This window comes from Streptomyces sp. NPDC055025 (assembly GCF_053608565.1).
This window is the reverse complement of sequence record NZ_JBSGVS010000038.1, coordinates 14,838-37,050: the sequence shown is the minus strand read 5'-3', so window position 1 is coordinate 37,050 and position 22,213 is coordinate 14,838. Positions and strand designations below refer to the sequence as shown.

20 protein-coding genes are annotated in these 22,213 nt (G+C 71.6%); 5 read left to right on the top strand and 15 right to left on the bottom strand.

The window, feature by feature from the left end; all coding sequences use genetic code 11:
* Positions 1 to 24 precede the first annotated feature (24 nt).
* Positions 25 to 828, bottom strand: a complete 804-nt coding sequence (locus ACWGDX_RS23080) for a GntR family transcriptional regulator (RefSeq protein WP_363082548.1) — start codon at positions 826 to 828, stop codon at positions 25 to 27.
* Positions 829 to 929: 101 nt separating this feature from the next.
* On the opposite strand from ACWGDX_RS23080, the gene ACWGDX_RS23075 reads away from it, so the two are divergent.
* Complete coding sequence (locus tag ACWGDX_RS23075) at positions 930 to 1,934, top strand: Gfo/Idh/MocA family protein (protein WP_453628334.1); 1,005 nt, start codon at positions 930 to 932, stop codon at positions 1,932 to 1,934.
* Between the two features lie 129 nt (positions 1,935 to 2,063).
* Here the strand turns inward: ACWGDX_RS23075 and ACWGDX_RS23070 are convergent, their stop codons facing one another.
* The 5 genes from ACWGDX_RS23070 to allB form a co-directional block, all read right to left on the bottom strand.
* Positions 2,064 to 3,257, bottom strand: coding sequence for a cytochrome P450 family protein (locus ACWGDX_RS23070; protein WP_453628332.1), 1,194 nt, complete (start codon positions 3,255 to 3,257; stop codon positions 2,064 to 2,066).
* 4 nt (positions 3,258 to 3,261) lie between these two features.
* A complete protein-coding gene (locus ACWGDX_RS23065) occupies positions 3,262 to 3,957 on the bottom strand; it encodes a response regulator (RefSeq protein WP_453628330.1) in 696 nt (231 codons plus the stop codon).
* Positions 3,954 to 5,189: a sensor histidine kinase gene (locus ACWGDX_RS23060; RefSeq protein WP_453628328.1), complete on the bottom strand. Its 1,236-nt coding sequence runs from the start codon at positions 5,187 to 5,189 to the stop codon at positions 3,954 to 3,956. Before ACWGDX_RS23060 ends, ACWGDX_RS23065 begins: the two co-directional genes overlap by 4 nt.
* Positions 5,190 to 5,322: 133 nt before the next feature.
* Positions 5,323 to 6,504, bottom strand: a complete 1,182-nt coding sequence (gene alc / locus ACWGDX_RS23055; protein ID WP_453628416.1) for an allantoicase — start codon at positions 6,502 to 6,504, stop codon at positions 5,323 to 5,325.
* Positions 6,505 to 6,602: 98 nt separating this feature from the next.
* Positions 6,603 to 7,940 (bottom strand): allantoinase AllB, encoded by a 1,338-nt coding sequence (allB, locus tag ACWGDX_RS23050; RefSeq protein WP_453628326.1) that lies wholly within the window; start codon positions 7,938 to 7,940, stop codon positions 6,603 to 6,605.
* Between the two features lie 412 nt (positions 7,941 to 8,352).
* Between allB and ACWGDX_RS23045 the strand changes: the two genes are divergently transcribed.
* Positions 8,353 to 9,156 carry an IclR family transcriptional regulator gene (locus ACWGDX_RS23045; RefSeq protein ID WP_453628324.1) on the top strand — a complete coding sequence of 268 codons (804 nt, stop codon included), beginning with the start codon at positions 8,353 to 8,355 and terminating at the stop codon, positions 9,154 to 9,156.
* A gap of 214 nt (positions 9,157 to 9,370) precedes the next feature.
* Here the strand turns inward: ACWGDX_RS23045 and ACWGDX_RS23040 are convergent, their stop codons facing one another.
* Positions 9,371 to 9,706, bottom strand: a complete 336-nt coding sequence (locus ACWGDX_RS23040) for a DUF5955 family protein (RefSeq protein ID WP_453628322.1) — start codon at positions 9,704 to 9,706, stop codon at positions 9,371 to 9,373.
* 245 nt (positions 9,707 to 9,951) lie between these two features.
* On the opposite strand from ACWGDX_RS23040, the gene ACWGDX_RS23035 reads away from it, so the two are divergent.
* Positions 9,952 to 10,590 carry a nucleotidyltransferase family protein gene (locus tag ACWGDX_RS23035; protein WP_453628320.1) on the top strand — a complete coding sequence of 213 codons (639 nt, stop codon included), beginning with the start codon at positions 9,952 to 9,954 and terminating at the stop codon, positions 10,588 to 10,590.
* 276 nt (positions 10,591 to 10,866) lie between these two features.
* Positions 10,867 to 12,498, top strand: coding sequence for a malate synthase A (aceB, locus tag ACWGDX_RS23030; protein ID WP_453628318.1), 1,632 nt, complete (start codon positions 10,867 to 10,869; stop codon positions 12,496 to 12,498).
* Positions 12,499 to 12,548: 50 nt separating this feature from the next.
* On the opposite strand, the gene ACWGDX_RS23025 is transcribed toward aceB, so the two are convergent.
* The 6 genes from ACWGDX_RS23025 to ACWGDX_RS23000 all read right to left on the bottom strand — a co-directional run bounded on the left by ACWGDX_RS23025 (position 12,549) and on the right by ACWGDX_RS23000 (position 18,608).
* Positions 12,549 to 13,343, bottom strand: coding sequence for an ABC transporter ATP-binding protein (locus ACWGDX_RS23025; protein ID WP_453628316.1), 795 nt, complete (start codon positions 13,341 to 13,343; stop codon positions 12,549 to 12,551).
* Positions 13,340 to 14,275 carry an ATP-binding cassette domain-containing protein gene (locus ACWGDX_RS23020; RefSeq protein ID WP_453628314.1) on the bottom strand — a complete coding sequence of 312 codons (936 nt, stop codon included), beginning with the start codon at positions 14,273 to 14,275 and terminating at the stop codon, positions 13,340 to 13,342. The genes ACWGDX_RS23025 and ACWGDX_RS23020 overlap by 4 nt, the downstream gene beginning before the upstream one ends.
* On the bottom strand, positions 14,272 to 15,216 hold the full coding sequence (locus ACWGDX_RS23015) for an ABC transporter permease (protein WP_453628312.1): 945 nt from the start codon (positions 15,214 to 15,216) through the stop codon (positions 14,272 to 14,274). The genes ACWGDX_RS23020 and ACWGDX_RS23015 overlap by 4 nt, the downstream gene beginning before the upstream one ends.
* Positions 15,213 to 16,178 carry an ABC transporter permease gene (locus ACWGDX_RS23010; protein WP_453628310.1) on the bottom strand — a complete coding sequence of 322 codons (966 nt, stop codon included), beginning with the start codon at positions 16,176 to 16,178 and terminating at the stop codon, positions 15,213 to 15,215. The genes ACWGDX_RS23015 and ACWGDX_RS23010 overlap by 4 nt, the downstream gene beginning before the upstream one ends.
* A gap of 103 nt (positions 16,179 to 16,281) precedes the next feature.
* Positions 16,282 to 17,799 (bottom strand): ABC transporter substrate-binding protein, encoded by a 1,518-nt coding sequence (locus ACWGDX_RS23005; RefSeq protein ID WP_453628308.1) that lies wholly within the window; start codon positions 17,797 to 17,799, stop codon positions 16,282 to 16,284.
* A 77-nt stretch (positions 17,800 to 17,876) separates the two neighbouring features.
* A complete protein-coding gene (locus tag ACWGDX_RS23000) occupies positions 17,877 to 18,608 on the bottom strand; it encodes a DUF1684 domain-containing protein (protein ID WP_453628307.1) in 732 nt (243 codons plus the stop codon).
* Between the two features lie 184 nt (positions 18,609 to 18,792).
* Between ACWGDX_RS23000 and ACWGDX_RS22995 the strand changes: the two genes are divergently transcribed.
* Complete coding sequence (locus tag ACWGDX_RS22995; RefSeq protein WP_453628305.1) at positions 18,793 to 19,407, top strand: TIGR03086 family metal-binding protein; 615 nt, start codon at positions 18,793 to 18,795, stop codon at positions 19,405 to 19,407.
* A 113-nt stretch (positions 19,408 to 19,520) separates the two neighbouring features.
* On the opposite strand, the gene ACWGDX_RS22990 is transcribed toward ACWGDX_RS22995, so the two are convergent.
* Both ACWGDX_RS22990 and ACWGDX_RS22985 read right to left on the bottom strand, forming a co-directional pair.
* Entirely contained in the window at positions 19,521 to 21,689 is a 2,169-nt protein-coding gene (locus tag ACWGDX_RS22990; RefSeq protein WP_453628303.1) for a hypothetical protein, read from the bottom strand.
* A 39-nt stretch (positions 21,690 to 21,728) separates the two neighbouring features.
* A complete protein-coding gene (locus ACWGDX_RS22985) occupies positions 21,729 to 22,130 on the bottom strand; it encodes a winged helix-turn-helix transcriptional regulator (RefSeq protein WP_453628301.1) in 402 nt (133 codons plus the stop codon).
* Positions 22,131 to 22,213: the final 83 nt, after the last annotated feature.

The window sequence follows — 22,213 nt, the reverse complement described above, 5'->3', positions numbered from 1 at the left end:
CCCACCGGACGTCTCGCAGGGGCGCTAAGACCGTACGAGGAGCTGGAACTCGAAGGCGTACCGCGACGCCCGGTAGATGTGCGAGCCGAACTCCACGGCCCGCCCGGTGTCGTCGAACGTGGTCCGTTCCATCGTGAGCAGCGGCGCGCCCGCGGGCTCCGCCAGCAGTCCGCCCTCCTCCTCGGTGGCCGCCCGCGCCCCGACCGTCTGCCGGGCGCTGTGCAGGGTGATCCCGGCGGAGCGCATCATCCGGTAGAGCCCGGTGGCCTCCAGCCGCTCCGTGTCGCAGTCGATGAGATGGGACGGCAGATGGTTGCGCAGCCGGGCCATCGGCTCGTCGTGCGCGTACCGCAGCCGCTCGATGAGCTGTACGTCCGTGCCCTCGGCCACGCCCAGCGCGGCGGCGACCTCGGCGGTGGCCGGCTCGACCGTGTTGCGCAGTACGCGCGTGGCCGGGCGCTGGCCCGCCGCCTCCAGATCGTCGTAGAGGCTGCTCAGCTCCAGCGGGCGCTTGACCTGGCTGTGCACGACCTGGGTACCGACGCCCCGGCGGCGCACCAGCAGTCCCTTGTCGACCAGGGACTGGATGGCCTGCCGCACGGTGGGTCGGGAGAGCCCGAGCCGGCCGGCGAGTTCGATCTCGTTGCCCAGCAGGCTGCCGGGGGCCAGTCTGCCGCGCTCGATCGCCGCCTCCAACTGCTGCGAGAGCTGGTAGTAGAGCGGCACGGGACTGGTGCGGTCGACGCCGAGCTGGAGCGGCGGGGCGTGCTCCGCCTCCGGTCCGGGCGTCTCCTGTCCGGCTTGGGCTGGTCTCGGCTGATGAGGCACGGGCCGAGCGTAGTCGCACTGATTGTTGACGGGAAGCCGTGAGGTCAGATTGTCAGGACAAATGCTTGACATGGTGAGGGTGTACGGCCACCTTTGGGGCCATGCGCATCGGACTCATCGGCACGGGCCGTATCGGCACCTTTCACGCGGACGTGCTCAGCCGCCACCGCGAGGTCGGCTCCCTGGTTGTCGCGGACACGGACTCCGCACGGGTGGCGGAGGTCGCCGACCGTACGGGGTCGACCGCCGCCCCCTCCGTCGACGAAGTGTTCACCTGGGGCGTGGACGCCGTGGTGATCGCCTCCGCCACCTCGTCCCACGCCGATCTGATCAGCCGCGCGGCCCGCGCCGGGCTGCCCGCCTTCTGCGAGAAGCCGATCGCCCTCGATCTGGCCGGGACGCTCGGCGCGCTGCGCGAGGTGGAGTCGGCGGGCACGGTGCTCCAGATCGGATTCATGCGCCGCTTCGACGCGGGGTACGGCGCCGCGCGCGAACTCGTACGGTCGGGCCGGCTCGGCCGGCTGCACACCGTACGGGCGATCACCTCCGACCCCGCGCCGCCGCCCGCCGCGTATCTGCCGCTCTCCGGCGGGCTGTACCGCGACTGCCTGGTCCATGACTTCGACATCCTGCGCTGGGTCACCGGACGCGAGGTGGTGGAGGTCTACGCGACCGGCTCGGACGGCGGGCCCGGGATGTTCCGGGACGCGGGGGACGTCGACACCGCGGCGGCGGTGCTCACCCTCGACGACGGGACGCTCGCGACCGCCACGGCCACCCGGCGCAATGGCGCGGGCTATGACGTACGGATGGAACTGGCCGGTGAGCGCGACCAGTTCGCGGTCGGTCTCGACGACCGTACGCCGATCACCTCGACCGAGCCGAAGGGCCCGCCGCCCTGCGACAACCCGTGGCCGGGCTTTCTGGAGCGGTTCGCCCCGGCGTACGAGGCGGAGCTGAACGCCTTCCTCCAGGTGGTCAACGGCGAGCTGGACAATCCGTGCGACGGCAGGGAGGCACTGCACGCGCTGCGGATCGCGGAGGCGTGCGAGCTGTCCCGGCGCGAGCACCGGCCGGTCGCACTGGCGGAGATCCCCGCGGACTGAAGCGGCGGACTGAAGCGATCGCGCGGACCGACCCGCCGGCCGGGGGAATCCCCTCCGGCCGGACGAGCGGACGGCCCAGCCGGCCGGGCGGCCATGGCGCCGGCCGGCCGGACAGGGCCTACGACGCGTCTACCAGCGCACCGGCAGCTCGCGCACCCCGCGGATGAGCATGCCGGGCAGCCACTCGTACGGGCCCGCCTCCGGGTCGAACGCCAGCCCGGGACAGCGCTCCAGCAGCGCGCGCACGGCGATCCGGCCCTCCAGCCGGGCGAGCGGGGCGCCGATGCAGAAGTGGATGCCGTGCCCGAAGGCGAGATGCGCGGGGCCGCGTCCGGGCGTCGCCGAGCGGCGGATGTCGAAGCTGTCCGGATCGGGGAAGCGGGTGGGGTCGCGGTCCGCCGAGGCGAGCGCGACCAGAACCGTCTGCCGGGCCGGGATCTCCGTGCCGCCGTACGAGACGGGCTCCCTGGTGAACCGTATGGTGCTGGTCTCCACCGGTCCCTCGTAGCGCAGCGTCTCCTCGATCGCCCCGTCGAGGAGGGAGAAGTCGGCGCGCAGCGCGGCCAGTTGGCCGGGATGGGCGAGCAGCGAGCGGACCGCGTTGGAGATCAGATTGACGGTCGTCTCATGTCCGGCGATGAGCAGCACATAGGCCCAGGCGCGCAGTTCGGCGGCGGACAGCCGGTCGCCGTCCTCCGCGCGGGTGCGCAGCAGCGTGGAGAGCAGATCGTCGGCCGGGGCGGAGCAGCGCTTGTCCTCGATGAGTTCGTCGAGATACGCGCACAGGGCGACGGTGTTGTCGCGCGGGCCGGTGGGGGTGGTCGGCGCGACGATCTCGTTGGTCCAGGCGCGGAAGGTGTCACGGTCCGCGTGCGGCACCCCGAGCAGTTCGGAGATGACGGTGATGGGCAGCGGGAAGGCCAGCGCGTCCACGAGGTCGGCGTGGCCGGCCGGGACCATCGCGTCGAGCAGTTCGTCGGTGATCCGCTGGACGCGCGGGCGCAGTGCCTCCACCCGGCGCGGGGTGAACTCGGGGGCGACCAGCTTCCGCAGCCGGGTGTGGTCCGGCGGGTCGAGGGTCAGTACGTGCGGGCCCATGATCGCCTCGTCGCCCGGTTCGTACCCCATGGTCGCGGGCGCCTTGGACAGCCGGGAGTCGGCGAGGGCCGAGCGGCCCTCCTCGTACCCGACGACCAGCCAGAAGCGGTTGCCGTCCGGGCCCACCACCTCGTGCACGGGCCCCGCCTCGCGCAGCTTCGCGTAGTACGGATAGGGGTTGACGTTGAAGTCCGGGCCGTAGTCCGCCAGTTCGATGACCGCCATCGGATCAGCCTACGTGGCCGCTCCCCGGGCCCGGATCACCGATGGCCGGATCCGCGTCATGCACCAACAGGGCTATCTGGACACGGTTGTTGAGGCCGAGTTTGGCCAGGACGCGGGAGACATGGGCCTTGACGGTGGGGACGCTCATATAGAGCTCGGCGGCGATCTCCGCGTTGGACCGGCCCCGGCCGACGGCGAGCGCGACCTCCCTCTCCCGCTCCGCGAGGGCGGCGAGCCGGTCCGCCGCCTGGGCCCTGCGGCCACCGGGAACCGCCCCCGTCCCCGCCACCTGGATCATCAACTGGCGTGTAACAGCCGGTGAGAGCACCGGATCCCCGGCCGCCACCCGCCGTACGGCGGTGACGATGTCGGCGGGCGGGGTGTCCTTGAGGACGAAGCCGGCGGCTCCCGCGCGCAGCGCCCGTACGACCTGCTCATCGGCGTGGAAGGTGGTCAGGACGAGGACCTCCGGCGCGTGCGGGCGGCGGCGCAGCGCCTCGGTGGCGGCCAGACCGTCCAGGACGGGCATCCTGATGTCCATCAGCACCACATCGGGCGCGGTCCGTTCGACCAGGGCCGGGACCTCGGTGCCGTCGGAGGCCTCCCCCACGATCTCGATGTCGGCGGCGCCGCCGAGCATGAAGGTCAGTCCGGCGCGGACCAGCGGGTCGTCGTCGACGATGATCAGCCGTATGGTCATGCGGTCCACGGTAGCCATGCCCGGAGGCTGAATCCGCCGTCGCCGGTGGCTCCGTGCTCGAACCGGCCGCCCGCCAGCGCGGCGCGCTCGGTCAGCCCGATCAGCCCCTGTCCGGATCCGGGCACCCTCGGGACCGCGCCCCGGGGCGCGGAGTTGCGTATCTCGACGGTGAGTCCCCTGCCCGCTCCGCCGCTCACCTCGACGACGGCCTCGGTGCCCGGCGCGTGCTTCCTGGCGTTGGTCAGACCCTCCTGGGCGATACGGAAGGCGGTGCGGCCGACGGCCGCGGGCACGGCCGACGGGTCCTCGACCCGGCTGTCGAGGGTGACCTTCATCCCGGCCTCGCGGGACTCGGCGACCAGGGTGCCAAGGGTGGCCAGGGTGGGCTGCGGCCGGTTGCCCTCGTCGGCGGGCGCCCGCAGCACTCCGATGATCATGCGGAGGTCCTCAAGGGCTTCGTGCGCGCTGTCCCGGATCACACCGGCGGCCCTGGCGACCTCGGGCGGCGGTGCGTCGGGCCGGAATTCGAGGGCGCCCGCGTGGACGCTGAGCAGGGTCAGCCGGTGGGCGAGCACATCGTGCATCTCCCGGGCGATGGCCTCCCGGGCGAGCCGCTGGGCCTGCTCGGCCCGGAGCCCCGCCTCGGCCTCCGCGCGTACCGCCCGCTCACGCAGGGCGACGAAGAGCTGGCGCCGGGACCGTACGAGCATGCCCCAGCCGGTCACCAGCAGAATGAGGACGGCGGTCGCGATCACGGAGACCACCACGGACGCGCCGGGCTCGGGTCGTATCAGCGCCTGCACGCTTCCGCTCACGAACATCAGCCCGGCGACCATCAGGACGGGCCGCAGCGGCCGGTGCACGGCCACGCTGAACAGGGCGAGCAGCGAGGCCCCGCTCATGACCGGGGCCGGCATGCCGCACACGGCCAGCGCGACGGCCAGTCCCACCGGCCAGCGCCGCCGTACCCACAGGGCGCAGCAGGCGATCACACCCGTCAGCAGGTCGAGGAGGACGACGGTCTCGGTGTTGCCGGCCCGCTCGCTCGACTCCAGGGCGAGCAGACCGATACCGGCCGCGAAGAGGAACATCGACAGGTCCACGGCCCAGTCGCGCACGGTACGGCGCGGCCTGGGCGCGCCCCGGTCTCCGGGCAGCTCTCCGGGCAGCTCGGGCCCTCGCGGGTCGGTCATCGCCGAGGGAAGCAGCCAGGGGAGGTCCGTCCGTGTCATATCGACGAATGTACGGACGCGGCGGTGGCGGCGGAGCCCCGTGGCGGCCGGACGAGACCAAAGTCGCGCAGGTCACGACTTTCGAAACGCTCGCGGCGCCCGGCGCCCGGGGCCCGGGGCCAGGGGCTAGGGGCTAGCCGTCCAGTTCCCGGTGGCGGGCCGTGAGGCGGCGCGTGCCTTCCTCGGTGAGGGAACCGAAGAGCCGCAGCCTGGAGATGCCGCCGTCGGGGTAGATGTCGATCCGTACCTGGGTCGCCACCACGGGCTCGGGCAGGGCGAAGCGGTGGTTCGTGTCGGGCTGGAGCCGGGTCCTGGGCAGGATCTCGGTCCAGTCGCCGGGCCCGGCGCCGGGCCCGTCGCCGGATGCCCCGCTGCCGGATACCCCGCTGCCGGATGGCCCCGCGTCGCGTACGGACAGCGCCGCCCAGCCCGCCGCGTTGCCCTTCAGATACGCGGTGTCGATCTCGACCGCGCGGATCTCGGCCTGCTCCGCCAGCCGGTAGCGGATCCAGTCGTGGCCCTTGTCCCTGCGCCGCCGGGTCTCCCAGCCGTCGTCCATCTTGCGCGAGCGGCCCGGCCGGATGGTGTTGACGGGGGGCGAGTAGAAGCGGTCGGAGGCGTCCTCGACCCGGCCGCCGTTCTCCAGCGCGACGACATCGAACGTACCGAGGACGCCGAGCCAGCCGGGATCGGGCGCGACATCGCCGTACACCCGCAGCCGGGCGATCCCGCCGTCGGGGTGCTGCATGACCCGGAGATGGGTGAAGCGCCGCTCCGCGTCGACCGTGAAACCGTTGGCGGCGTGGCCGCCGATGGGCGTACGGGGCACCAGCACCGTCCACTCCACCCCGTCCGCGAGCAGTTCCCCGGGCGACGGGGAGCCGGGCAGTGAGACGCCCTCCACCGAGACCGCCCGCGGATAGTTGCCCCTGAAGTGCGCGGTGTCGACGACGATCCCGCGGATGACGCCTGGGGCGCCGAGCCTGATCAGCGCCCAGTCGTGGTCCTCGTCGGCGGGATGCGGCCGGTCCGCGCCCGTGCCGCGTCTGCGCCGGGTCTCCCAGCCGTCCATGATCTTGCCCTTGTGCCCGAAGCGCTCGGGGTCGAACTCCGCGCGCTCCGGCTTCAGCAGATTCTCGCGCTCCGCGAAGAACTCGTCGTTCGCGGCGACGACTCCGGCGCCGAGCCGCCGGTCCGCGAGATCGGTGAGGTGCGCGAAGGGGAAGTCCGCGGTGCGGTAGTCGGCGTACGGGTCGCCACCGCCGTACGGCCGGGCGTCGCCGGTGAAGGAGGGCGCGACGAAGGCGGGCGGGATGCGGGCGGGGGAGGGACCGGACGACGCGGCGGCACGGGCTCCGGTCCCGGCTCCGGCCTCAGCTGCGGCTTCGGCTTCGGCTTCGGCTTCGGACACGGTCAGTCGTTCCTTTCGAGCAGTCGGCCGGAGGGTTCGGCGAAGGCGCCGTCATGGAGGATCCGCGTGCCGCGCAGCCAGGTCGATCCGACGACTCCGTACAGGCGCTTGCCCGCGTACGCGGTGACCTGGTTGCGGTGGTGCAGGGCGGCCGGGTCCACGGTGAAGGCCGCGTCGGGCGCGAACACCACGAAGTCGGCGTCGCGGCCCGCCTCGACGGCGCCCTTACGGGTCAGTCCCGCGAGCGCGGCGGGCCCCGCCGACATCCAGCGGACGACGTCCTCCAGCGTGCGGCCCCGGGCGCGCGCCTCGGTCCAGATCGCGGGAAGACCGAGCTGGAGCGAGGAGATACCGCCCCAGGCGGCGGCGAAATCGGGCGTCTTCAGATCGGCGGTGCAGGGCGAGTGGTCGGAGACGACACAGTCGATGGTGCCGTCGGCGAGCCCCTGCCAGAGCGCGTCCTGGTTCGCGGCCTCCCGGATCGGCGGACAGCACTTGAACTCCGTCGCCCCGTCCGGGACCTCCTCGGCCGTGAGGGTGAGGAAGTGCGGACAGGTCTCGACGGTGATCCGCACTCCCGCGCGCTTGGCCTCGGCGATCAGCGGCAGCGCGTCCGAGGAGGAGAGGTGGAGCACATGCACCCGGGCGTCGAGCCGCCCGGCCAGCGCGACGAGTCCCTCGATCGCCGCGTTCTCGGCGCCGCGCGGCCGGGACGCCAGGAAGTCGGCGTACGCGGGACCGGCGCGCAGGGGCGCGGCGGCCAGCTCATGGGGATCCTCGGCGTGGACGATCAGCAGTCCGCCGAAACCGGAGATCTCGGCCAGTGAACTCCCGAGCCGCTCCTGGTCCAGTTCGGGGAACTCCTCCACCCCCGAGGGCGACAGAAAGCATTTGAAACCGAAGACCCCGGCGTCGTGCAGCGGCCGGAGATCCTTGAGATTGCCGGGGATCGCGCCGCCCCAGAAACCCACGTCGACATGGGCCTTCGTACGCGCCACGCGCTGTTTAGCGCGGAGATGGGCGACGGTGGTGGTGGGCGGCAGCGAGTTGAGGGGCATGTCCAGCAGCGTGGTGATCCCGCCGGCCGCGGCGGCGCGGGTGGCGGTCCAGAAGCCCTCCCACTCGGTGCGTCCCGGATCGTTCACATGGACATGGGTGTCGACCAGTCCGGGCAGGACGACATCGTCCCCGACGTCCTCCAGCCGGGCGCCCGCCGGCGGCGGGGCTCCGTACGGCAGGACGGCCTCGATCCGTCCGCCGGCGACGGCGACGGAGGCGGCCCGGGTCCCCTCGGGGGTGATGACGCGTGTCGACCGCAGTACCAGGTTCACCTCGGACACCTGTGCCCTCACTTCGCTGTCGCCCACTTCACGGTCGCCGCTGTCGCCGCTGTCTCCGGCGAAGCACGCGTTCGAAGCATGAATTCAACGAACTGTTGAAGGAGTCTTCACTCCGGATCCCAGCCCGTCAAGACCACATTTCCAGGGCACCCGCCCAGGACGGACCCCGCCGCGCTAGACTGGGTCACTTCCATGGAGCGGAAATCAGATTTCACCAAGCAGAATGCAGACAGACACCGCAGCCAGAACAGGGACAGAGCCCGGACAGAGCCCGAACGGACACGGACAGGGTGTCGCTCGGCCCCGGAGGGACCATCTGACCGGCAGGGACGCCCTTCGGTCGGCTCCTGCCGGGCCGCACGGCCCGGTAGGCTGCCTGTTCGGCCCCACCTGCTCCGAAAGGACCGTTGACGTGCCGTCCTCCAGCGCCAGTACCGCCGACGCCGGCAAATCCGCCCCCGCCAGCGGCGGCGTCCAGTCCCTTGAGCGCGCCTTCGACCTGCTCGAACGGATGGCGGACGCGGGCGGCGAGGTCGGCCTGAGCGAGCTGTCCGCCAGCAGCGGGCTGCCGCTGCCGACGATCCACCGGCTGATGCGCACCCTGGTCGCCTGCGGCTATGTGCGCCAGCAGTCGAACCGGCGGTACGCGCTCGGCCCGCGGCTGATCCGGCTCGGCGAGTCGGCGTCCCGGCTGCTGGGCACCTGGGCCCGGCCGTATCTGGCCCGGCTGGTCGAGGAGACCGGCGAGACGGCGAACATGGCGCTGCTCGACGGCGACGAGATCGTCTATGTCGCACAGGTCCCGTCCAAGCACTCGATGCGGATGTTCACCGAGGTCGGCCGCCGGGTGCTGCCCCACTCCACGGGTGTGGGCAAGGCGCTGCTCGCGCACGCGCCGACGGAGGAGGTCCGTGCCCTGCTCGCCCGTACGGGGATGCCGGCCGCCACCGAGAAGACGATCACGACACCCGAGGGCTTTCTGGAGGCCCTGGAACTGGTCCGCAGGGCCGGATACGCGGTCGACGACAACGAGCAGGAGATCGGGGTCCGCTGTCTGGCGGTGCCGGTGCCCAACTCCCCGACGGCGGCGGCCATTTCGATCTCCGGACCGGCGGGCCGGGTCACGGAGGAGGCCATGGAGAAGATCGTCCCGGTGCTCCAGGAGGTGGCACGGGATCTCTCGGAGGTGCTGGCGAGCACGACCGCACAGGGCTGAGCCGGCCGAGGACCGGGTGTGGTGCGGCGGTCGGCCTGGCCGTCCGGGACCCCGTCCCCGCCCCGCGGTCCGGGAGCCCGTTGCGCGCAGATGGCCGGGCGGGCCGGTGCGCGGCCCGCCCGGCCGATCTCCGATACGGCCTGCCGGTCTCCGGGAGGCCCGCTGACCTCCAGATACCCGGCTCTCCCGGTCACCCCGGCGATCGAGAGCGCGCCTACCGGCGCGGCCGGGGCGCCTCTCCGAAGAGGTCGACCGCGTTCCGTACGCCCATCAGCGCCGGTCCCAGCGCGCTGACCGAACCTATCGAACCCACGATCAGCAGCAGCGAACGGCGCATACGGGAGACGTCCGGAGCACCGTCCGCCACCATCGCGGCCAGCGCCGCCAGTTCGTCCTCCGCGATGGCCCGGTCCCTGAACTCGACCGGATAACCGCCCAGTTCACGCCGGAGCCGGGAAACGGCTCCGTCCAGGCCCGCCACTCTCGGGTCCTCGTCCTTCTCTGCCACCGGCTTCTCTGTCACCGGCGTCTGCCCCACGCTCTGCAACAAAGCTTCCCCCCCTTGCCCCTCGTGCCCGCACATTCTTGTGTCGGCACACCCTCGCGCTGACATTCCGGTTCCCGGACGGTGGTCAAGCGCCAAGGTTCGCGGGCAAGTTAACGCCATTCCGCGCGGTACGCGCCACTCCAGGGACGGAATACAGCGGGAATCCGAGTGGAATGGGGACAGAACACCCGATGATCACGGCGGACCAGATCTCGGCACACCCCGCGCGTATGCGGTATGCAGGGACCATGGCAGGGACGGACAACGGCAGCACCGGCGCGCGCGATGCCATGGACCCGGCCGTCGTCGCCGGACTGCTGCTCGCCGCGGGCGGCGGGCGCAGACTGGGCGGCCGGCCGAAGGCACTGCTGGCCCATCGGGGCCGCCCGCTGGTCGAGCACGCCGCGCACACCCTGCGCGAGGGGGGCTGCGCTCCGGTGCATGTGGTGCTGGGGGCCGCGGCGGACCGGGTGCGGGACCGGGCCGAGCTGGCGGGATGCGTCCTGGTCGACAACCCCCGATGGACCGACGGCATGGGGTCCTCGCTCCGCGCGGGGCTGATCTCGCTGCTCGGTACGGACGCGGGGGCGGCGCTCGTCCTCCTGGTGGACCAGCCGGGGATCGGCCCGGCGGCGGTGGCCCGGGTGCTGGCCGCGTACACCGGTCCCGACGCGCTCGTGTCGGCCGCGTACGACGGACGGCGGGGCCATCCCGTACTGTTCGGCGCCCGCCGGTGGGCGGAGATCGCGGCGGATGCGGAGGGCGACCGCGGGGCACGCGGTTATCTGAGGGCGCATGAGAGCGACATCGTTCTGGTCGAGTGCGGGGATGTCGCGCAGGCGTACGACATCGACACGGAGGAGGATCTGTCGCAGCTGGATCAGTAGGTCCCGTCCGGGCGGTCTTCGCGGAGGGCCTCGGGAGTCCTTCGGTCTCCCCTGGCACTCCGCGCCATGATCCGTCGAACCGAAGACTCTCGATATCAACAGACCATTGAACTTCCACCATGAGGAAACTACTATCCACAGGTCAGAGCGTCCGACCCCTCGGCCGACGCCCGCGACCGTATCCCGGCGCCATGGCACCCCGTGCCGTCCAAGGTGAACCGCCGGCCGCCGGGCGCACCCCCCGCGAAGGCCCCCCGCGAAGGAGAGTGACAGCTCATGTCCGCACCAGCGCCGTCCCCGGCTGCCGTCGTCGACGCCGAACCCCTGCCCCGGCAGGACGAGGTGCTCACCGACGCGGCCCTCACCTTCGTGGCGGAGCTGCACCGGCGGTTCACTCCCCGGCGCGATGAACTGCTCGCCCGCCGTGGCGAGCGCCGCGCCGAGATCGCCCGTACCGCCGGCCTGGACTTCCTGCCGGAGACGGCGGCGATCCGCGAGGACGAGAGCTGGCGGGTCGCCCCCTCGCCCGCCGCGCTCGACGACCGGCGGGTGGAGATCACCGGCCCGACGGACCGCAAGATGACCATCAACGCGCTCAACTCGGGCGCGCGGATCTGGCTCGCGGACTTCGAGGACGCCTCGGCCCCCACCTGGGAGAACGTGGTCCTGGGCCAGCTCAATCTGATGGACGCCTACGCGCGCCGTATCGATTTCACGGACCCGCGCTCCGGCAAGTCGTACGCCCTGAAGGACGCGGACCGGCTGGCGACGGTCGTGATGCGCCCGCGCGGCTGGCATCTGGCGGAGCGTCATCTCCAGGTGGACGGAGTGCCGGTGCCCGGAGCGTTGGTCGACTTCGGTCTGTACTTCTTCCACAACGCGAAGACCCTGATCGAGCTGGGCAAGGGCCCGTACTTCTACCTCCCGAAGACGGAGTCGCATCTGGAGGCCCGCCTCTGGAACGACGTCTTCGTCTTCGCCCAGGACTATGTGGGCATTCCGCGATCCACGGTGCGCGCGACCGTGCTGATCGAGACGATCACCGCCGCGTACGAGATGGACGAGATCCTCTACGAGCTGCGCGACCACGCCTCCGGGCTCAACGCGGGCCGCTGGGACTATCTCTTCTCGATCGTGAAGAACTTCCGTGACGGCGGTGCCAAGTTCGTCCTGCCCGACCGCAACGCGGTGACGATGACGGCCCCGTTCATGCGCGCGTACACCGAACTGCTCGTCCGTACGTGCCACAAGCGCGGGGCGCACGCCATCGGCGGCATGGCGGCCTTCATCCCGTCCCGGCACGACGCCGAGGTCAACAAGGTCGCCTTCGAGAAGGTCAAGGCGGACAAGGACCGCGAGGCCGCCGACGGCTTCGACGGCTCCTGGGTCGCCCATCCGGATCTGGTGCCGATCGCGATGGCCTCCTTCGACGCGGTCCTCGGCGACCGGCCCCACCAGAAGGACCGGCTGCGCGAGGACGTCTCCGTCGCGGCCGGCGATCTGATCGCCGTCGACTCGCTGGACGCGAGGCCCACGTACGAGGGCCTGCGCAACGCCGTCCAGGTCGGCATCCGGTACATCGAGGCCTGGCTGCGCGGCATGGGCGCGGTCGCGATCTTCAATCTGATGGAGGACGCGGCCACGGCGGAGATCTCCCGCTCCCAGATCTGGCAGTGGATCAACGCGGGTGTGGAGTTCGAGCACGACGGGCGGACCCTGCGGGCCACTCCGGAACTCGCCCGCGCGCTCGCCGACGAGGAACTGACCGCGATCCGCGCCGAGATCGGCGACGAGGCCTTCGCGGCCGGGAAGTGGCGGCAGGCCCATGATCTGCTGCTGACGGTGGCCCTGGACGCCCACTACACGGACTTCCTCACGCTCCCCGCGTACGAGCAGCTGCGCGGCTGAACCGCCGGCCCCGACCGCCCGGCGCTCCGGGCGGTCGGGCGGTCAGGCGGTCAGGCTTCTTCCGGCGCGGGAAGCCTCGGCACGCTGGCGATCAGCCGCCGCGAGTAAGGGTGGGAGGGCGATCCCAGGACCGAGGCCGTCCCGCCCTGCTCCACGATCCGGCCGTGCTCCAGCACCGCCGTCCACTCGCAGAGCGCCGCCACCACCGACAGATCGTGCGAGACCATCGCGATGGTCAGCCCTCGCGTCTCCTTCAGCTCGATCAGCAGATCCACGATCCTGACCCGGGTGGTGACATCGAGAGCGCTCACCGGCTCATCGGCCAGCAGCACCCGTGGCTCGCACACGGTGGCTCTGGCGATCGCGATGCGCTGCCGCTGGCCGCCGGAGAACTCGTGCGGATACCGGCCCGCCGCGTCCGCGGGCAGACCGACGGCCTCCAGCGCCGCGGCGACCCGGGGATCGTCGCCCCTGGGCCCGCTCAGCCCGAGCGAGCGCAGGGGCTCCGAGACGATCCCGCCGACCCGCTGACGGGGGTCGAGCGACGAGTACGGGTCCTGGAACACACTCTGTACGCCCCGGCGGAAGCGGCGCATCAATTCACGGTCGCGAATCCTGAGTTCGTCCCCGTCGAACAGGATCCGTCCGCTGGTGGGCCGGGTGAGGCCGAGCAGCAGCCGGAGCACCGTGGTCTTGCCGGCGCCCGACTCACCGACCAGTCCGACGCTGCGGCCGGCGGTGATGTCGAGCGAGACACCGTGCAGCACGGGGGGCGAGCCGCGATAGGCGAAACCCGCGTCACGCGCGGACAGGACCGCCGGGGCGGCGGGGAGCGGGGCGGTCATCGGACGATCCGTTCCAGTGCGCTTTCGAGATGCCGGGCGCTGTCCACCAGATCCCGGGTGTACGGGTGCCGGGGGCGCCGCACGATGTCGTCCACGCTCCCGGACTCGACGGCCGATCCGTCCTTGAGCACCAGGACATGGTCGGTCACGGCGGAGACGACCGCCAGATCATGGCTGACGAACAGCAGCGCCATGTCCCGCTGGGCGACCAGTCCGTCCAGCAGCGCCAGCACCTCCGACTGGACGGTGACGTCCAGGGCGGTGGTGGGCTCGTCCGCGATCAGCAGGGCCGGTTCACAGGCCAGGGCCATGGCGAGCGCCACCCGCTGGCGCTGCCCGCCGGAGATCTCGTGCGGATAGGCGCGGATGATCCGCTCCGGCTCGGGAAGCCGTACCTGGTCGAGCGCCTCCTCCACCGCGCGGCGCAGCGCGGCTCCGCGCAGCCCGCGCCACCGGCGCAGCGGCTCGGCGATCTGGCCGCCGATCCGCATCAGCGGGTCGAGCGCGGTGAGCGGTTCCTGGAAGACGACCGTGGCGGCCCGGCCGCGCAGACCGGTCAGCCGCTGCTCGGTCGCGCCGATGACCTCGGTGCCGGGTCCGTCCGCGGCCGTGCGCAGGACGACGCTGCCGGAGGCGGTCATCCCGGGCGGCAGCAGGCCCAGGACGGCGAGCGCGGTGAGGGACTTGCCGGAGCCTGACTCGCCGACCAGTCCGAGCCGGGAGCCGGCGTCGATCGAGAACGACAGATCCGAGACCAGGGCCCGGCCCTGGTCGGTACGGATCGTCAGCCCCCTGACATCGAGCACCTTCGCCTCGGACGCCTGCGCACCCGGCGTCCGGGGGTCGGGCGTCCGGGGGTCCGACTCCCGCGAGTCGGACGCGTACGGGTCGGGCACCTGTGAGCCGGGCACCTGCGGGTCGGGCGTGTTCATCGGGTCCTCCGCCGGGTCGGGTCCAGCGTGTCGCGCAGCCCGTCGGCGATCAGATTGACCCCGACGACCAGCATGACCAGCAGCACTCCGGGGGCGATGACCCCGGTGGGAGCGGTGAACACGGTCGCCTGCGCCTCGTGGAGCATCCGTCCCCAGGAGGCGTTCGGCGGCGGGGCGCCGAGCCCCAGGAACGACAGACTCGCCTCGGCCATGACGGCGAGACCGAACTGCTGGGCGAGATTCACCACCAGGGTGGGCCAGATGTTCGGCAGCACATGGCCGGTGATGACCCGTGGCCATGACGTGCCCGAGGTACGGGCCGCCGTGATGTAGTCCTGGGCCAGCACCCGCTTGACCAGGATCCGGGTCAGCCGGGCCACCACCGCGGTCATGGCGAGTCCGATGGCGAGGACGGCCGAGCTGAGCGACGCCGACCGGGCCGCCACCATCAGCATGGCCAGCAGCAGGGTGGGGAAGGCGATCAGCACATCCAGCAGCGTGGAGAGGGTGTCGTCCAGCCAGCGGGTGGCGAAGCCCGCGGCCAGTCCGGCGCAGACGCCGAGAGCCGCGCCGATCGCGATCGCGCCGAGACCGGCCTCCAGGGCGATACGCGCGCCGGTCATGAGCTGGGTGAGCAGATCGCGGCCGAGTTTGTCCGTGCCGAGGAGATGCGGCAGCCCGGGTGACATGAGCCGGCCGCCCGTGGTGTCGTCGGGGGCGTACGGCACCCAGAACAGTGAGACCAGCGCGACCGCGACGATCAGCCCCACCAGGACGCATCCGGCCGCCAGCGCCGGTGAACGACGCGTCCGTACGGGCCCGGAGCCCGGACCGGAGCCCGGACCCGCACCCGGCCCGGAGGCCTGCCCTGAGGCCTGCCCCGAGGTCTCTCCTGAGGCCTGCCCCGAAATCTTGGCGACCGCCTCGGTCCGCTCACTCATCGGGCACCTCCCGACAGCCGGCCCCGCAACCGGGGATCGATGAGCCGCTGCGCGACATCACTGAGGAATCCGATGACCAGCACGGCGAAGGTACTCACGAAGAGCACCCCCTGGACCGTGGGGTAGTCGTGCTGGGCGACCGCCTGTGCGAGCAGACTGCCCAGACCGGGCAGCGCGAACACCGTCTCGACGACCACCGCGCCCAGCAGGGTCGTGGCGAGTTCGATACCGAGGACCGAGACGACCGGTACGGCGCCGTTGCGCATCCCGTGGCGCCACATCGCATGGTGGAAGGACGAGCCCAGCGCCCTGGCCGTACGCAGATAGTCGCTGCCGAGGACATCCAGGGCGGCGGACCGTACGTACCGGATGAGCGAGGCGGACATCACCAGCGCGACGGTGATCACCGGCAGGGCCAGCGAGGTGAGCGCCTCCCCCGGCCGCGCCCAGCCGTCCTGCGGAAAGCCTCCGGCGGGCAGCACGCCGAGGCGCAGCGCGAACACGGTGATGAGGATCATCCCGATCCAGAAGACCGGTACGGCGATGCCCAGTTGGGAGACTCCGCTGATCAGCGTGCCGTACCAGGTGGCCGAGCGGTGGGCGGCGACAAAACCGACGGGGACCGCGATCACCACGGCGAGCAGGAAGGAGAGCAGTGTCAGCGGCACGGTGACATCGAGCCGGGAGGTGATCTCGGGGGCGACCGGCAGCGAGCTGATGAACGAGTTCCCCAGGTCGAAGGTGGCCAGTTGGCCGAGCCAGGTGACGAACTGCTCGGGCAGCGGCCGGTCCGAGCCGATCTCGTGCCGGGCCGCGGCGATCTGCTCCGGGGTGGCGCCGACGGAGAGCAGGGAGTTCGCGGGATCGCCGGGCAGCAGCCGTAGCAGCAGGAAGATCACCACGCCGGCCAGGAACAGGGAGCCGACCAGGAAGGCCAGCCGCCGCAGCAGGTACGAGATCATCAGGGAGGAGGACCGATCGACGGAAACGGGGATACCGACCACAGCGGGGGTTCCGCCGCGCGGGTCCGGTGGGGCGACCGGACCCGCACGGCGGCGGAGGGCATCAGCTCTTCTTGATGCCGTAGGCGTAGAACTGCGAGTTGAGACCGTTGAGCGGGTAGCCCGACAGCTTGGTGGAGGCCACCACGATCTGCGGGTAGAGATACAGCCAGTCGCTGGCCGCGTCCTGCGCGATCTGCGTGTTGACCTTCTTCAGCAGCGCGGTCTGCTCGTCGGTGGTGTCCGACTGCTCGGCCTGCTTGACCCACTCGGTGACCTGCTTGTTGTCATAGCCCCAGTAGAACTCCGGGTCCCCGTACCAGACGATGTCGCGGTCGTTGACATGCTCCTGGAGCGTCGCGCTGAAGTCGTGGTTCTTGTAGACCTTGGTGTACCACTCGTCCGGCGTGATGATGTTGATCTTGACATTGATACCGACCTTGGCCAGCTCCGACTTGATGAAGGTGGCGGCCGTCGGGTGCGGGTCGTAGTTCGGGGTGTCGAGCGTGAAGTCGAAGCCCTTGGCGTAGCCGGCCTCGGCGAGCTGCCGCTTGGCGAGCGCCTCGTCGTACGGGTTGACCTTGGTGAGGTCCTCGTACCAGGGGTCGGTCGGCGGGACCATCGAGCCGATCAGGGTGCCGTGGTCGCCCCACACCGACTCAAGGAGCTTCTTGTTGTCGATCGCCGAGCTGACGGCCTTGCGGACCTTGACGTTGTCGAACGGCTTGACTTTGTCGTTGAAGGCCAGCAGCAGCTTGGTGGTCGACTTGCCGTCGTTGACCTTGTAGGCCGGGTTGCTCTTGAACTGGTCGAGGGCGTCCGGGCTCTGCTCGCTGGTCACCACGTCCACGGCGTTGGTGAGCAGCGCGTTGTTGAGGGCGGTGGCGTCCTTGTAGTAGTGGAAGACGACCTTCGCGTTGGCCGCGGGCGTGCCCCAGTAGCCCGAGAAGCGGTCCAGGCTGAGCGCGGAGCCCCGGGTCCACTTGTCCAGCTTGTAGGGACCGCTGCCGTCCTCCGAGGTCTTGAGGTCCTTGGCCTCGGAGTTGATGATCCACACATAGCTGAGGTTGTAGACGAACGAGATCGACTTGGACGACAGCGTCACCTCGACCGTGGCCGGGTCGGGGGTCGCGATCGACTTGATCACGTCGAAGCTGCTCTTGCGCGCCGACTGGGAGTTCTCGGCGGTCACCTTCTCGATGCTGTACTTCACATCCGCGGAGGTGAGCTTCTTGCCCGAGTGGAAGGTGACACCGTCGCGCAGCTTGAAGGTGTACGTGAGGCCGTCCGGGCTGACGGTGTAGTCCTTGGCGAGCTGGTTCTCGACCTTGCCGCCGTCGGTGAGCTTGAACAGCCCTTCGTAGACATTGCCGTTGAGCGCCTCGGTCACGCCCTGGCCGCCGCCTGCGGTGTTGTCCAGATTCTGCGGTTCGTAGAGCGATCCGACGCCGATCGTCGCGTTCTTGTCGAACGAGCCGGCGGGTGTGGTGTTCTTGCTGTCGGTTCCCGAGCCGCAGGCGGTGAGGGCCAGGGACAGGGTGACCGCCAAGGTGCCGCCGAGCAGCGGTACGGACTTTCTCATCTCTTCTACTCCAGATCAACGGCCGGACGGAGGTCCCGCGAGGGGCGACGGGTCCGGCTGTGGTGCCGTGGGTGAGCTCAGTGGACGGAGTAGCCGCCGCGGAAGACCGGGACCTTCTCGCCCGCCTCGACGGGCAGGTTCAGCCGGTTCTGCCGGGGCGGCAACGGACAGTTGTACTGAGCGGAGAAGCCGCACGGCGGCACGAAGGCGCGGTTGAAGTCGAGTATCACGGTCTCGCTCTCCCCCTCGTGCGGGACGAACAGGAAGCGGCCCGCGCCATAGGTGTCATCGCCATTCGTCGGGTCACCGAAGACCAGGAGAAGCGTCCCGTCGTCGTCGAAGGCCGACAGTGTGTGGTCCACGCCGTCCAGTGTGACGTGGATGTCGCCGGGGACGACCAGTTCCCGGCTGCCTCCGCTGTCCCTGATGTGCTCGAACGGCACGCGCCGGTCGGAGGCGACGGGGGTGAAGGCGGCCTCGACCACCCAGCCGGGGTGGAACGGGTAGGCGTCGATATGTGAGAAGTGCCGCACCGCCGGGGCGTCGGCGTCCCAGAAGCGCAGGGCGTGCTCCGGCTCACCGGTATGGAGATTGGTCCGCCCCACTGTGGTGACCGTCACACCGTCGGACACCGTGGCGCGCGCCGACTCCTCGGCCGCGTCGGCGCCGGGAGCCAGCCAACGGGTCTCGACCAGCGCCAGATTGCCGAGGGGCCCGGTCACGGCGGTCTGCCGTGAGGCACGCCAGGCGTCAAAACCAGTCTGTGCGGCGGCTATGGCCGCCACGGAAGCACGGGTTTGTACGGACATGCGTAACTCGCTCCGGTCTGCGTAAAAGGTTCGATCCGGCGCGCGTTGTCGCTGTCGGGTCTGGAACGAGTGGATCGTACATGCGAGGGATTATTTCCAGCCATATTCGACCACCCTTCGAGACAACCGTCCCAAATCCGTTCGCGTCCGATGAGTTCCGGCGACGGGACCGGTCGACCTCTGTATGGATACGAACTTCAAGACCGCCCCCTTCGATCTCGGTCCCGTCTGCCGGACCGTGGCCGGGCTGGTGGGTGGTATCAGCGAGGAACAGCTCACCGGGCCCACGCCCTGTCCCGCGTACACCGTGCGGGAACTGCTCGGGCATCTCACCGGGCTGACCGTGGCGTTCCGGGACGCGGCACGGAAGGAGCTGGGGCCGACGACGGACACACCGCCGGACAGCGCTCTGCCCGTGCCGCCCGACGACTGGCGCGAGGTGCTGCCCCGGCAGCTCGACGAGATGGCGGAGGCCTGGCGGGCGCCCGGGGCGTGGCAGGGCGGCACCCGGGTCGGCGGGGTCGAGCTGCCGGGGGAGGTGACGGCGGTCGTGGGGCTCAACGAGGTCCTGGTCCACGGCTGGGACCTCGCGCGGAGCACGGGTCAGGAGTACGCGCCGGACGAGGCGGGCCTGCGGGTCTCGTACACGATGCTGGCCGCCGCGGCGGCGTCGGCGCGGAGCGGTCCCGGACCTGACGGGCTGTTCGGCCCGCCCGTCGAGCTGCCCGAGGATGCCCCGCTGCTGGACCGGGTGATCGGTCTGAGCGGCCGGCGCCCGGACTGGCGGCCGGGGGCATGAGACGGGCGGGTCCGGACCGCCGCCCGGAGGCCGGGGGGCCTGGCGGTCGACCGGTCCGGACCCGCTCTCCGGGACTCTCCCTCCGGGCCCCATGACCTTCCGGCCATGGGCGGTCAGGAGGCCGCGGGCGGGACCGCCGCCGGACCGGCGGATATGGCTCCGGCCCCGCGGAGCAGCGCGCGGGCGGCCTCCTGGAAGAGGGCGTCGGCCCTGACCGCACCCAGGGCGCTGCCCGGCCACCAGACACGGCGGTCCCGCTCCACCAGGTCGGTGAGACGGGCGAGATGCGGCCCCGACAGGGTCTCGGGGCCGAGGGCGGCGAGCGCGTCCAGGGCCCCCATCGCGTCGGAGTGGCTCTCGGCGGAGGCCAGGGCCGCGTCCGCGAGATCCGTACGGTCCAGGCCCGACGGGTCCACGGCGAGCAGGGCCAGAACCGCCGACGGCGCCAGTTCGGGGTCGTCCAGGCCCTCTTCCAGGGCCGGACGCAGCGGGGCGCCGGCGGGGCCGAGGCGGGCGGCGGCGCGCGCCGCCCGTACGAGCGTCCAGCGCGCCCAGTCGTTGTCCGCCTCCTCCAGTACGCCCGCGATCACGGGCACCACGTCGTCCGCTTCGCCGGTCAGCCGCCACAGGGCGAGCGCGAGTTCCAGATCGGTCTCCATGCGGGGGACCGTCCTGTCGCCTCCGTCCGTGCCGAGAGCCGCCCGGAGAGAGGGCAGCAGTACGGCGGCGTCCTTGCCCAGGCCGTCGATGGCGCCGGCGGCCTCCTTCTGCCGGTAGCAGTCGCCGGTGGCCAGCTCGACGGCGAGAACGGTCAGCAGCGGGCCGCTGTCTCCGGTGAGCCCGTGCAGTGCGCGCGCCGCCGCGAGGCGCCCCTCCTCGGGCCCCGTCGCCGCGGCCTCGCGCAGTGGCCCGGCGGCCTTCGCGGGATCGGCCGCCGCCAGTGCGCGCGGTACGAAGACGGGGAAGCGCCCCAGCGCCGCGAGGAGTTCGGGGAACGCGGGCGCGGCGCGCTCGCCCCAGCCGGTCAGCAGCCGGGTGAGATGGATCGGCTCGTTCCCCGCCAGATCCGGATCGGCCAGCCGGGCCCGGACGGCGGTCAGCAGCTCCGGGTCGTACGGGAACGGCGCGGCGCTCCCCCGCTCCGGGAAGCCGACGGCCGCTCCGAGAGCCGCCGGACGCTCGGGCAGATCGCGTGCGAGCAGCGGGGCCGCCCGCTCCGGGTCGATCCGGGCCAGGGAGGCGAGCGCGCGGTCCGCGAGCTCGCCGCCGCCGGAGGCGAGGGCGGCCAGCGCCGGACCGGCCGGAGCCGCGTGCGCGCCGAGCCTGTCGAGCGCGGTGAGCACCGAGCGCACCGAGCGGACCGAGGACGGGTCGTCCAGCAGCCCGGTCAGCGGAGCCGCGAGCCGGGCCGGGGCGCCACGCGAGAACTCGCAGGCCGCTTCCGCCGCCCAGAGGGCCTCGGCCCGTGTCTCGCTGTCCGGGGCACGGAGCGCGGTGTCGAGCAGGGAGAGCACCGCCTCCAGATCGGCGGCGGTCTCCCGGTCCAGCAGGGTGTCCACGATGTGCCGGAGAGGTTCCCTCCGGTCCAGGTCGAAGCGGTCGGCGACCAGTCCGTCGAGCGGGAGCAGGGACAGCACGGCCTCATGGTGCGCGGATGTCCAGGGCAGCTCGGCGTCCAGACAGCCGAGGACCGCGGCGATCCGCAGCTCCGCCGGCTCCCCGGCGTCGAGCGCCGCCGTCACCGCGTGCGCCGCGCCCGCGGGGTCGAGGAGCACCGTCGCGCCCAGCAGTTCGGCCCGTACGAGCGTGTCCTTCTCGCGCTCCCCGCGCCGCCGCAGCGCCGGAAGGACCGACTCCGCCGCTCCCGTCCTGGCCGCCGCCCAGACCGCGGCCTGTCGCAGCCGCGCGTCGTCCGCCTCGGCGAACGGCAGGATCAGGGGCAGTTGGGCGATGACGGCCGCCCGGCAGTCACCCGCCTCCGAGCCGTCCCGCTCGTCCTCGCTCTCGGCTATCCCGCCGAGCAGAAGCAGCAGTTCGGAACTCCGCACCCCGGCGGCGGCCAGCCCCGCCAGATAGGGCACGGCGCGCGCGGTGGCCTCATACACCGAGCCCTGGTGGAAGATGCTGCCGTACAGCTCGCTCAGCGCCTCCGACGCCTCTTCCTCGTCCTCACCCGCCAACCCCCGCAGCAGTTCGGGCACATCCTCCGCGCTGCCGTAGGCGTGCTCCAGCTCGGCCCATGGCTGAGCGTCCAGATCGGCGAATAGCTGTACGAGATCCATGACGGAATCGTGGCACGGGGGTCTGACAACGGACCGCGTTCAGACCGCGTTCAGACCGCGGCCGTGCGCCTCGTCGTACGCCGCCCGCGACTCGGCGATCGTCACCCGGTGGCGCTCGGCCCAGTCCGTCAGCCCCAGCAGCGAGGCGTGCAGTTCGCGGGCGACCGCGGTCAGTTCGTACTCGACCTTGGGCGGGGCCGTCGGGTGCACCGTACGGATCAGCAGCCCGTCGCGCTCCAGATTGCGCAGGGTCAGGGTCAGCATCCGCCTGCTGATGCCCTCGATGGAGCGCTCCAGTTCGGTGAAGCGGATCGGTCCGTGGGCGGCGGCGATGATGATCAGGACGCTCCACTTCCCGGCGACCCTGTCAAGAACTTCCCGCACCGGGCACGCCTGCGCGTGCACGAGCTGGGTCGTTACCCGCGTGTTCCCTTGGGACATCGAAGTGCCTCCTTACCGGCGGACTCCGCACCGCCCACGATTACCTCAGTTACATATCGTGCACCTTTGGAGGTCCGAAGCCC